The sequence below is a fragment of the Pseudomonas sp. R76 genome (assembly GCF_009834565.1).
Classification (GTDB): Bacteria; Pseudomonadota; Gammaproteobacteria; order Pseudomonadales; family Pseudomonadaceae; genus Aquipseudomonas.
In genome coordinates this window covers 6,740,117-6,752,079 of the sequence record NZ_CP019428.1, presented here as the reverse complement: position 1 = coordinate 6,752,079, position 11,963 = coordinate 6,740,117, and the positions used below count along the sequence as shown (strand labels likewise).

The following is an 11,963-nucleotide window of genomic DNA, read 5'->3' as shown; positions in this document are numbered from 1 at the left end:
GCTCAGATCTTCTGTGCCAGAGACACAGTGAAAATGCCCCATTCGTCCACACGCTGAGTGATCTTGCGAAAGCCTGCGGCCTCGACGAGTTGATCCATTTCCGCCTGGCTGCGACGGCGCATCACCCAGGCCTGGCCCTGGCGGTGGCTGGTCAGTGCGCGGGCGATCAGCTCCAGCTGCGGGTGCCACGGCTGGCCGGTGTAAACCAGGTAACCGCCGGGCTCCACGGCTTCGGCGAGACCGGCCAACGAGCTGCCAACCATGCCGTTATCAGCAAACAGCTCATACAACCCGGACACCACCGCCAACGTCGGCTTGGGCTCCAGCGCCGCCAGGTCCGCGCGATCAAACGCATCACCTTTGACGAACTGGGCGATATCCCCCAGGCCTTTTTCGCGAATCAGCGCGCCACCGTCGCGCACGTTGATGTCGCTGTAGTCGCGCAGCAGGATCGATTCCGGCAGTGGTGACACGCCCTGCAAGGCCTCGAGAATGTAGCGGCCGTGGCCCGCCGCGATGTCGACGATGCGCACTTCGCGATCATCACTGCGCAACTTGGCCATGGCCAGGCGCAGCAGTTCTTCGACGTTCAGCTTGCGCTGACGAATGCCGCGCCAGCCGATGGAGTTGAGGTAGTTGGTGTCGATCATCCGCCCCAACCCGCCCTTGCCGGTGGGCTTGTTGCGGTACACGTAATCGAGGGTGCTGCCGGAGTCGAAGCCGGTGTCGAAGCCCAGTTTCACCCCGTCCGAGAGGTTCTTGCCCAGGCCCATGCTCGCGCGGGTCATGCGCCAGTACAGGTCGCGCAACGAGTTGCGCGGTAGCGGTGCAGCGAGGGACTCGGACTCGGCGCAGGTGGCGCCCAGTTTGTCGGCGTCCAGCAGCGAGGCACGGTCCAACGGCTGGGCGAAGTTCTGCAGGATAAAGCGCTTGGCGCTGCTCACTGCCACGGCGCGGTCGCGTTCACCGAGGGTGTCGTGGAAGAAGCCGGGCAGGATGTGCAGTTCTTTTTTCAGGCTGCCGAGGCGGTCGAAGAATTGCTGCTGGGGTTTGCGGTGTACCACGAAGTCGGAGCCGGAGATCAGCAGTTGCGTCGGCACCTGGATCGCCTGGGCATCGGCGACGACGCGGTCGGCAGCTTCGTACAGGCCGAGCAGCACATTCACCGAAATCGCCTTGGTGATCAGCGGGTCGCTGTCGTAGGACGCCACGCGCTCAGGATCATGGCTGAGGAACTTGGCCTTGACGTAACTGTTGACGAAAAAGTTGCCGCGAAACCTGCGCATCAGCGCCAGGCCCGGCCGCGCGAACGGCACGTAGAGCTTGACCTTGAACGCCGGCGAGGCGAGCACCAGCGCGCGGATTTTCGGTGCGTAATCGTGCACCCACGTGGCTGCGATCACCGCGCCGACGCTCTGGGCAATCACCGCGCAGTTTTGTTCTTCGATGCCGTAGGTGTCGCCGATGTGGTCGCGGAAGGTTTGCACGTCGCGGGCGCTGGTGGCGAAGCTGGGGCTGTCGCCGCGCGCGCCGGGCGACTGGCCGTGGCCACGGGCGTCCCAGGCGAAGAAGTCGAACTGCGGCAGGTTGAGTTCATCGACCAAGTGGGCAATGCGCCCCGAATGCTCGTGGCCGCGATGGAACAGCAGGATCGCCTTGCGCGGCTCATCGCCAAGCGGGGCGGTGGCCGGCCAGTGCCGGTAGAAAAGCTCGACGCCATCATGGGTACTGAAGGTGTGCTCTTGCTGTTCGCGCATCGCAAATTCCTTATGCAGAAGGGGAAGTCGTTTCTTTAAGACCCTGGCGCACACGGTTGACCAAGGTGTAGGCGAGCAGGGCGGCGACCGGCCACATCACCGTGTCGACCCAGCCCGCGCCGAGCCAGCCCAGCGCCACGCCGGTGGCCAACACGCCGAGTACAAAGGCGCGATCACTCTTGCCCATCGGCCCGTCGTAGCGCCGCGATGCACCCACCATCGGCCCGAGCACACCGGCGTATTCGCTGAACACCGCCAGCAATGCCACCAGCAGCACCGGCGCCAGGCTCACACCAGGGATCAGTGCGAAGGGCAGGATCAGCGCGCTGTCGGCGATCACATCGCACAGTTCATTGAGGTAGGCGCCCAGGCGCGACTGCTGGCCGAATTCCCGGGCGAGCATGCCGTCGATGGCATTGAGCCCCATGCGCAGGATCATCCACAGCGGGATCAGCGCAAACAGCCACAGGTATTGGGCAAAGCAGGCGATCAGCAGGCCGACCAGCAGGGAAACCACGCCGGCCAGCACGGTGATCTGGTTGGCGGTGGTGCCGTTGTCGTAGAGGCGCTGCACAAGGGGGCGCAGCAGGTTTTGAAAACGCGGCTTGAGCTGATAGATCGAAATCATGGGGGATGACGCTTCCTTGTCCGTGGACCCGCGAAAAACTGTGTTGGAGTGTGCCGATTAATCCGTGCCTGCACCAGTGATGGCTCGTGTTTCTGGGGGTTTAGTCACGCTCTTGCAGGCGCCGAAGAGTAAATGTGGGAGCGGGCTTGCTCGCGAATGCGGTGGGTCAGTTACAAATGAGCTGGCTGACCCACCGCATTCGCGAGCAAGCCCGCTCCCACAGGGGGTTTTGTGTTGTTTTTGAACAAAAATTTCACGCTGCGTGTTATATCGTAACGAATTGTGTACAAGCGGGCGTTGAGCGGATGCAAGTGGATCTAGAAGCTGACGGCGCTTCGGTGGAAAGCCTGCCGCGTTTTCAGCAGGGGCTGTTTCATGCCCGTCGATTACGCCAGGCCGGCATCAGCCTGACGGCCCTGGCTGTTTGCGGTTGGGTGCTGGCGCTGTTTGTCGCCCTGTTTGCGCCGCTGTCGATCTGGCCGGTGGTGTTGATCAACTGCGCGTCGGCCTTGCTGGTGCTGGTGGCCGGGTTGCAATCGGCGTGGTGGGTCGCCGATTGGCGCGCCCAGGCGCTGGAAGCGCCGACGGCTGAAGTGATCGAACTGCCGGTTGAAGACACCGGCGGGTACACGCGCCTGCTCGGGCGTTTCGGTAGCGGCCTGCTTGCGCAGGTTGGCGCGCCGGTGCTGTGGCTGAGTGGCTGGTCGTTGCTGGCGTTGGTCAGCATCATCGAGTTCTGGAACCTGGCGTTGCCCGCCGCGCCGGTGGGGCAGTCGGCGAGTATCGGCGCTGCGCTTGGGTTGGCGTTGGCCTTTGGTTTACTGGTGTTCGAACGCCGCCTGGCGCAGGAAACGGCGGCCCAATGGCCGGAAGCCGCGCAGCTGGCGCAGTTGAGTCGGGTGGCGATTGCCTGCCTGGTGGTCAGCGCGATTTGCCTGCTGTTTGCCGGTGGGGAGTCGGTGTGGCCATTGCGCCTGGCCGTATTGATCGGCCTGCTGCCGGGGCTGGTCGCAGTGGAGTTTTTGCTGCGGGCGCTCCTTTCGCTGTTCAGCCCTCGCCAGCCACGCCTCGAACCGCGTTTGATGGCGCAGAGCTTTATGGCCGGGCTGTTGCGCTGGCCGCCCCAGCCGTTGCTGGCGTTGCAGCACGAGTTGCACAACCGCTTTGGCATCGACCTGCGCCAGATCTGGGCCTTTACCTACATGCGTCGAGCGTTCTTGCCGGTGCTGCTGGTGGTGCTGGCGGTCGGCTGGGCGCTGACCGGCGTGCACGAAGTGCCCCTGCAAGGCCGTGGGATTTATGAGCGCTTCGGCAAACCGGTGGAAGTGTTCGGCCCTGGCTTGCATGCCGGGTTGCCCTGGCCGTTGGGCCGCGTCATCAACGTGGAAAACGGTGTGGTGCATGAACTGGCCACCAGCGTCAGCGAAGCTGCCGCACCGGAGCTGGCTTCTGCTGAAGGCCCGGCGCCGACGATTGCCAACCGCTTGTGGGACGCCAGCCATGTGAATGACAAGGCCCAGGTGATTGCCAGCAGCAGTGGCGACAAACAGAGCTTCCAGATCGTCAATATGGACGTGCGCTTTGTCTACCGCATCGGCCTGACGGATAAGGCCGCGCTTGCCGCCACCTATAACAGCGCCGATGTGCCGACCCTGATCCGCAGCACCGCCAGCCGCATTCTGGTTCACGACTTTGCCTCGCGCACGCTGGATGAATTGCTCGGCGAGCAACGCACCCAGCTGGCCGACGAAATCGGCCGTTCGGTGCAGGCGGACCTGCAAAAACTCGACAGTGGCGTGGAAATTCTGGCCACGGTGGTGGAAGCGATTCATCCACCGGCCGGCGCCGCCAATGCCTACCACGCGGTGCAGGCGGCGCAGATTGGGGCCCAGGCGCTGATCTCCCGCGAGCGCGGCGCCGCCAGCGAACAGACCAACCTGGCCTTGCTGCAAGCCAGCACCGCCCGCGACCAGGCCTTGGCCACTGCGCGTGAAGTGCAGGCCGGTGCCCAGGCGGCCGACCTGAGGTTCAGCGCCGAACAAAAAGCCTACGCCGCTGCAGGCCAGGCCTTCGTGCTGGAACAGTACCTCGGTCAACTCAGCCAAGGCCTGGCCCACGCCAAGCTGCTTATTCTGGATCACCGCCTGGGCGCCGATGGCGCGCCGACGATCGATCTGCGTTCTTTTACTTTGCCGGCCGACCCGATGGCGCCGCGTAAAGCCGTTCAATAAGGAGTCTGTCTGTTGAGCGCTCATTCTCACGATCACGGTCATCACCACCCTCACGGCCACCACCATCACCATCACGGTGATGAACAAGCCGCTGGCCCATTTCCTTGGCGGCGCATGGCCTGGGCGGTGTTGCTGGTGCTGTTTGCCGTGGCGGCTGCCAGCCTGGTGCAGGTGCGTTCCGGCGAAGCCACGGTGATTACGCGGTTCGGCAACCCATCGCGGGTGCTGTTGGAGCCCGGCCTGGGCTGGCGCTGGCCGGCACCGTTCGAAGCGGCGATTCCGGTGGACCTGCGCCTGCGCACCACCTCCAGCGGTTTGCAGGATGTGGGCACCCGCGATGGCCTGCGGATTATCGTGCAGGCCTATGTGGCGTGGCAGGTGCAGGGCGATGCCGACAATGTGCAGCGCTTTATGCGTGCGGTGCAGAACCAGCCGGATGAAGCGGCGCGGCAAATTCGCACCTTCGTCGGCTCGGCGCTGGAAACCACCGCGGCCAGCTTTGACCTGTCCAGTTTGATCAACACCGACGCCAGCCAAGTGCGCATCGCCGATTTCGAGGCGCAGTTGCGCCAGCAGATTGATCAACAATTGCTCACCACTTATGGCGTGCGCGTGGCGCAAGTCGGTGTCGAGCGCCTGACCTTGCCGTCGGTAACCCTCACGGCCACCGTCGACCGCATGCGCGCCGAGCGCGAAACCATCGCCACCGAACGCACCGCCGTGGGCAAGCGTGAAGCGGCGCAGATTCGCTCGGCCGCCGAACGCGATGCGCGCATCGTGCAGGCCGACGCCACGGTGAAAGCCGCCGATATCGAAGCGCAGTCGCGGGTTGAAGCGGCGCAGATTTATGGCCGCGCCTACGCCGGTAATCCGCAGCTGTACAACTTGCTGCGCTCGCTGGACACCTTGGGCACGGTGGTGACGCCGGGCACCAAAATCATCCTGCGCACCGACGCCGCGCCGTTTCGTGCGCTGGTGGACGGGCCGAAGGATGTTCAACCATGACGATGCGTGACAGCCCGGACAGCCCGTGGATTCAGGCCGGGCGCCTGACCTTCCTGGCGCTGTACGCGGTGACCGTGTTGGCGGCGTTGGCCTGGGCATTTTCCAACGTGCGCCAGATCGACCCGCAGAACCGTGCCGTGGTGCTGCACTTCGGCGCCCTCGACCGCATTCAGAACGCCGGGCTGTTATTGGCGTGGCCGCAGCCGTTCGAGCAGGTGGTGTTGTTGCCGGCCGCCGACCGAGTGATAGAGCGTCGGGTGGAGAACCTGTTGCGCTCCGACACGGCGATCCAGGCCGACCGCGTGGCCAGTTTTGCCACGCCATTGAGCGATGCTCTGGCGGGTTCCGGTTACCTGCTGACCGGCGATGCCGGCGTGGTGCAGTTGGATGTGCGGGTGTTCTATAAGGTCACCGAGCCCTACGCGTATGTGTTGCAAGGCGAACACGTGCTGCCGGCGCTGGATCGCTTGGTGACGCGCAGCGCGGTGGCGCTGACGGCCGCGCGCGACCTGGACACGATTCTGGTGGCGCGCCCCGAATTGATCGGCAGCGACAACGGCGCCGCCGAGCGTCGTGAGCGGTTGCGTGGCGACTTGGTGCAAGGCATCAACAAGCGCCTGACGGAATTGGCCTCCACCGGTTTGGGGCTGGGCATCGAAGTGACGCGTGTCGATGTGCAGTCGAGCCTGCCGGGCCCGGCGGTGAATGCGTTCAATGCCGTGCTGACCGCCAGTCAGCAAGCCGATAAAGCCGTGGCGAATGCGCGTACCGACGCAGAAAAACTCACCCAGACCGCCAACCAAGAGGCTGACCGGCTGGTGCAAGTCGCCCACGCCCAGGCCAGCGAACGCCTGGCCAATGCCCAGGCGCAAACCGCCACTGTCGCCAGCCTGGCCCAAGTCAAAGACCCAGGTTTGTTGCTGCGTCTGTACCGCGAGCGGATGCCGAAGATTCTCGGCCAGGCCGGCTCCGTGACCACGGTCGATCCTAAAGACGACTCCCGCTTGATCATCCAGGGAGCCGAACAATGAGCGCGCCTATGCTGACTTCCGCCGAACAGCGCAGTGCTGCCCGGCAATTGACCTTGGCCATGTTGGCCCTGGGCTTACTGGTATTGGGCCTGGTGTGGCGCTGGCTGGCGCCGGACCAGAACGGCGTGAGCCAACTGCTGCTCGGCGTCGCGTCCTTGCTGGTCGCCGTGCCGGTGATGCGCTCGGCCTGGTACAGCCTGCGTTACCCGAGCCTGCATGGCATCACCGACCAATTGATCGCCCTGGCGATGATTGGCGCGTGGGCTACGGGCGATCTGATGACCGCTGCGTTGCTGCCGATCATCATGATTTTCGGCCACGTGCTGGAAGAGCGCAGCGTGATTGGTTCCCAGGAAGCGATTCATGCTTTGGGCAAACTCACCCGCAGCCATGCGCGGCTGGTGCAGGCTGACGGCAGCATTGTTGAAGTGGATAACGGCACGCTGAACACCGGCGATATCGTCGAAGTGCGCGCCGGTGACCGCGTGCCCGCCGATGGCGTGGTGCTGTCGGGCCAGGCGAGCCTGGACACGGCGCCGATCACTGGCGAGTCGGTGCCGTTGGAGGCCAGCGTCGGCGTGCAGGTGTTTGGTGGCGCGATCAACCTGGATGGCTTGCTGCGCCTTGAAGTGACGCGCACGGGTCATGAATCGACCTTGGGCAAAGTCATCGCGCTGATGCAGAACGCCGAGCGTTCCAAGCCGCCGATCACGCGGCTGCTGGAGCGTTATGCCGGCAGCTATATGGTGCTGGTGTTGTTGCTGGCGGCGGTGACCTGGTTTGTGACCAATGACGCCCAGGCGATGTTGGCCGTGCTGGTGGCGGCGTGCCCGTGTGCGTTGGTGCTGTCGGCACCGGCCACGGCGATTGCCGGGATTGCGGTGGCGGCGCGGCACGGGATCTTGATTCGCAGCTCGGCGTTTCTTGAGGAACTGGCCGACCTGACTTCGTTGGTGGTCGACAAGACCGGTACGTTGACCTTTGGCACGTTGCGTCTGCAGTCCATCGAGACCACAGCACCCGATCGGCAGGTGTTGCTGAACCTGGCGGCCAGCCTTGGCTCGGCCAGCAGCCACCCGGTCAGCCGCGCGTTGGCGGGCTTGGCGACGCAGGAACAGATGCTGGTGCTCACGGATATTCGCGAACGCCAGGGCCTGGGTGTTGTAGCGCGGACCGAGCAGGGCGAAGCGGCCTTGGGGCGCCCGGAGTTGTTCGAGCAATTGGGCATCGTGACCACTGAGGTGCCGAACCACGATGGTCCGATTGCCGGTCTGGCATTGAACGGGCAATTCCTCGCCTGGCTGTTGCTCGCCGACAGCGTCAAGCCTGAGGCACGCCAGGCACTCCAAGAGCTACGTGACCTGGGCCTGGGTCGCCAGTTGCTGTTGACCGGCGACCGCCAAAGCGTTGCCGACAGCCTGGCATTGGACGTGGGCATCAGCGATGTCGAAGCCCAGGCCTTACCGGAAGACAAACTCAACCGTGTGCTGGGGGAAATCGGCAGTGGTTTCCGGCCGATGGTGGTGGGCGATGGCATCAACGACTCGCTGGCGCTCAAGGCGGGCGTGGTGGGCGTGGCGATGGGCGCGGGCGGGGCGGACATCGCACTCGCGTCTGCGGACGTGGTGTTGATCGGCAGCGACCTGCGCCGCCTGGGCACCTGTGTGCGCTTGAGCCGCCAGTGCCGACGCACGTTGCAGGTCAACGTGATCATCGGCTTGGGCTGGACGCTGGCCATCGTGGTGTTCGCCGCATTTGGCTGGCTGGGCGCGGCTGGCGCGATGATTGCGGCGGTGTTGCATAACCTCAGCACCTTGCTGGTACTGGGCAACGCCGGGCGTTTGCTGCGCTTTCAGGAGCCGCTTTTGAAGCTCGAAGAATAATTTTCAGAAATATTTGCACACAGCTGTAACGCCGATAAGGGACCTCACTCTAGTGGTATGTCGAGACTGAACAATCCGTTCAGACCGACTCCACTACCGATCATGAGGAATACACGATGAACATCAAATCCGCTGCTGCTGGTGCCGCTCTCGCAATGGCCGCCGCTACCATGTTTGCTGGTGTTGTCACTCAGGCTCAAGCCGCTGACACGGCCGTGCACTGCTACGGCATCAACGCCTGCAAAGGCCAGAACGATTGCAAAACCAAGGACCATGCGTGCAAAGGCCAGGGTTCTTGCAAAGGCCAGGGCTTCCTCGCCAAGCCTTCGGCTGATGCCTGCATGAAGGCTGGCGGCACCGTCGGCGAATAACCGGCAACCGAGTGCACCCGCAGCGGAAGCCCCCCACCGCTGCGGACACTTTGCCCTGGAGTGAGTCATGTCCGCGTCCCTTCCAAGTCTGGGTTACGGCCTGGGTTTACGCAGTGAGTACTACCAGCAGATCCTTGAACAATCGCCGGCCGTGGATTGGTTCGAAGTGATCTCCGAGAATTATCTGGTCCAGGGCGGTAAAGCCTTGTATTACCTGGACGCGATAGCCGAGCGCTATCCCTTGGTGATGCACGGTGTGTCCCTGTCCATCGGTGGGCCGCATGCCCTCGATACCGATTACCTGAAACACATCAAACAGCTCGCCGAGCGCATTCAGCCCGCGTGGATTTCCGATCATCTGTGCTGGAGCCGCGGCAACGCACACCAGCTGCACGACTTGCTGCCGCTGCCTTACACCGAAGAAAGCCTTTACCACGTGGCCGGCCGCGTACGCCAAGTGCAGGACGTATTGCAGCGCCCGCTGGTGCTGGAAAACGTCTCCAGTTATGTGCGCTCCAAGGCCGACGAATTCACCGAGTGGGAATTTCTCAACGCCCTGGCCCACCTCACCGGGTGCCAGCTGTTGCTGGACGTTAACAACGTGTATGTCAGCTCGCGTAACCACGGGTTCGACGCCTGGACGTTTATCCGCAATCTGCCGCCCGAAAGCATCCGCCAACTGCACCTGGCCGGGCATATGGATTACGGCGACTACGTGGTCGACACCCATGACCACCCGGTATGTGACCCGGTGTGGGCGCTTTATCAACAGACGCTGGAGCTGTTGGGGCCGGTGTCGACGCTGTTGGAACGTGATGATCATTTCCCGCCGTTCGAAGAGTTGCTCACCGAGTTGAGCAAGGCCCGTGAGCTGGGCGCCAGCGCGTTGGCCAGGAGAGCGTTATGCGCCTGATCGATTGGCAGCTGGCCTTTGAACAGCATCTATTGTCCGAAAGCTCGGTGGCCAACAGTGGCTTTGCCGCCACCTTGCTGGGCGGGCCGACCCTGGACGTGGACACGGGCCTGGCGATTTATCACAACGCCTATGTCTCGCGGCTGCAGGAAGTATTGCGCCATGACTTCAGCGCCATCTGGTATTGGTTGGGTGACGACGAATTCGCGTTACTGACAGACGCCTACGTACGGCGATACCCGTCGGCCCATTACAGCCTGCGTTGGTTGGGCGAGCGGTTCCCGGCATTTCTCGTTGAGCATCTGGTGGCGGAGCAGAGCGCGCCGCTGGCCGAGCTGGCGCGATTGGAGTGGGCGTTTACCCTCGCCTTCGATGCGCCGCAGGGTGAGCCTTTGAGCCTCAATGACATGGCGCAACTGGCGCCTGAAGACTGGCCGGGGTTGCAGGTGAGCCTGGCGCCGTCGGTGCAGCAGGTGCTTTGCCATTTCAACAGCGTGGCGATCTGGCGCGCGAGCAAGGATGAGTCGGACTTCCCCCACAGCCACGCACTGGAACTGGCGCAGATTTGCCTGGTGTGGCGTCACCAGAATGTCTGCCATTACCGCAGCCTGGAGCCTGATGAAGCCTGCGCGCTGGCAGGCATGGTCACCACCGGCTGGAACTTTTCAGAACTGTGCGCAGAGTTGGCAGTCACTACTGGAGAGGGTGCACCGCTGCAAGCGGTTACGTGGCTGAAACAGTGGATCCAAGACGGTTTGCTCGAGTTTCGAGCCCCATAGATCAGCGCTATCAAATCGATAGCCTCCTACTTTGTCTTCGGATGGTCTACCCTCACTCCAGACGTCTGAAACAAGGGGGGATTACTCATGCTCGCGCAACTTCCACCGGCCTTACAGAATCTCAAGCTACCGCTGCGTCTTCGACTCTGGGACGGCCATGAATTCAACTTGGGCCCCGAGCCCAGTGTGACCATTGTGGTGAAGGACCCCACGGTCGTCTCCAGCCTGACCCATCCAACGCTCGACTCATTGGACGAAGCCTTCGTCGAGGGCAAATTGGAGCTGGAAGGCTCCATCACCGAAGTGATCCGGGTGTGTGACGAGCTGAGTCACGCCTTGATCGATGACGACGAGGGGAGTCGTCCGGTGCGCTCGATCCACGACAAGGCTACTGACGCAGCCGCCATTTCCTACCATTACGACCTGTCCAACGAGTTCTACCAGCTATGGCTGGACCAGGACATGGCGTACTCCTGCGGTTATTTCGAAACCGGCAGCGAATCCATCGACCAAGCTCAACAAGACAAATTCCGCCACCTGTGCCGCAAGTTGCGTTTGCAGCCGGGTGAGTATTTGCTCGACGTTGGCTGTGGTTGGGGCGGGCTGGCGCGTTTTGCCGCGCGTGAGTTCGGGGTCAAGGTGTTTGGTATCACCCTGAGCAAAGAGCAGCTCGCGCTGGCCCGCGAACGGGTCAAAGCCGAGGGCCTGGAAGGCCAGGTGGACCTGCAACTGCTCGACTACCGCGACCTGCCTCAAGACGGCCGTTTCGACAAAGTGGTGAGCGTGGGCATGTTTGAACACGTCGGCCACGCCAACCTGGCGCAGTACTGCAAAACCCTGTTTGGCGCGGTGCGTGAAGGCGGCCTGGTGATGAACCACGGCATTACCGCCAAGCACACCGACGGCCGCCCCGTGGGCCGTGGCGCCGGGGATTTTATCGAGCGGTATGTGTTCCCCAATGGCGAGCTGCCGCACCTGGCGATGATGACCGCGGAAATCAGTGAGGTCGGGCTGGAAGTGGTCGACGTCGAAAACCTGCGCCTGCACTACGCGCGCACGCTGGACCATTGGAGCGAACGCCTGGAAGACAACCTGGAAGCGGCGGCGAAGATGGTGCCGGAGCAAGCGTTGCGCATCTGGCGGCTGTACCTGGCTGGTTGCGCGTATGCGTTTGCGCGGGGCTGGATCAACCTGCACCAGATATTGGCGGTGAAACCGCATGCCGATGGCAGTCATGAACTGCCGTGGACGCGGGAAGATATCTACCGCTGATCTTCAAAACACACTGGGGATCAAAAACTGTGGGAGCTGGCTTGCCTGCGATGGCGGTGTATCAGGACCTTATGGGTCACTGACGCACCGCTA

10 protein-coding genes are annotated in these 11,963 nt (G+C 63.1%); 8 read left to right on the top strand and 2 right to left on the bottom strand.

The window, feature by feature from the left end:
* Positions 1–2: 2 nt before the first annotated feature.
* Both PspR76_RS30655 and PspR76_RS30650 read right to left on the bottom strand, forming a co-directional pair.
* Positions 3–1,757: a bifunctional alpha/beta hydrolase/class I SAM-dependent methyltransferase gene (locus PspR76_RS30655; protein ID WP_159961210.1), complete on the bottom strand. Its 1,755-nt coding sequence runs from the start codon at positions 1,755–1,757 to the stop codon at positions 3–5.
* 10 nt (positions 1,758–1,767) lie between these two features.
* Positions 1,768–2,385 (bottom strand): CDP-alcohol phosphatidyltransferase family protein, encoded by a 618-nt coding sequence (locus PspR76_RS30650; RefSeq protein ID WP_159961208.1) that lies wholly within the window; start codon positions 2,383–2,385, stop codon positions 1,768–1,770.
* Between the two features lie 305 nt (positions 2,386–2,690).
* On the opposite strand from PspR76_RS30650, the gene hflK (PspR76_RS30645) reads away from it, so the two are divergent.
* The 8 genes from hflK (PspR76_RS30645) (at position 2,691) to cfaB (ending at position 11,870) form a co-directional block, all read left to right on the top strand.
* Complete coding sequence (gene hflK / locus PspR76_RS30645; RefSeq protein WP_159961206.1) at positions 2,691–4,616, top strand: protease modulator HflK; 1,926 nt, start codon at positions 2,691–2,693, stop codon at positions 4,614–4,616.
* 9 nt (positions 4,617–4,625) lie between these two features.
* Positions 4,626–5,621 (top strand): protease modulator HflC, encoded by a 996-nt coding sequence (gene hflC / locus PspR76_RS30640; protein WP_371317670.1) that lies wholly within the window; start codon positions 4,626–4,628, stop codon positions 5,619–5,621.
* Positions 5,618–6,652: a protease modulator HflK gene (hflK, locus tag PspR76_RS30635; RefSeq protein ID WP_159961202.1), complete on the top strand. Its 1,035-nt coding sequence runs from the start codon at positions 5,618–5,620 to the stop codon at positions 6,650–6,652. Before hflC ends, hflK (PspR76_RS30635) begins: the two co-directional genes overlap by 4 nt.
* Positions 6,649–8,535 carry a cation-translocating P-type ATPase gene (locus PspR76_RS30630; protein ID WP_159961200.1) on the top strand — a complete coding sequence of 629 codons (1,887 nt, stop codon included), beginning with the start codon at positions 6,649–6,651 and terminating at the stop codon, positions 8,533–8,535. The genes hflK (PspR76_RS30635) and PspR76_RS30630 overlap by 4 nt, the downstream gene beginning before the upstream one ends.
* 116 nt (positions 8,536–8,651) lie before the next feature.
* Entirely contained in the window at positions 8,652–8,906 is a 255-nt protein-coding gene (gene bufA2 / locus PspR76_RS30625; protein WP_159961198.1) for a BufA2 family periplasmic bufferin-type metallophore, read from the top strand.
* Between the two features lie 67 nt (positions 8,907–8,973).
* Positions 8,974–9,819, top strand: a complete 846-nt coding sequence (bufB, locus tag PspR76_RS30620) for an MNIO family bufferin maturase (protein WP_159961196.1) — start codon at positions 8,974–8,976, stop codon at positions 9,817–9,819.
* Positions 9,810–10,598, top strand: a complete 789-nt coding sequence (locus tag PspR76_RS30615; RefSeq protein ID WP_159961194.1) for an HvfC/BufC N-terminal domain-containing protein — start codon at positions 9,810–9,812, stop codon at positions 10,596–10,598. The genes bufB and PspR76_RS30615 overlap by 10 nt, the downstream gene beginning before the upstream one ends.
* Before the next feature lie 87 nt (positions 10,599–10,685).
* Positions 10,686–11,870 (top strand): C17 cyclopropane fatty acid synthase CfaB, encoded by a 1,185-nt coding sequence (gene cfaB, locus PspR76_RS30610; RefSeq protein ID WP_159961192.1) that lies wholly within the window; start codon positions 10,686–10,688, stop codon positions 11,868–11,870.
* The last annotated feature ends 93 nt before the right edge of the window (positions 11,871–11,963 follow it).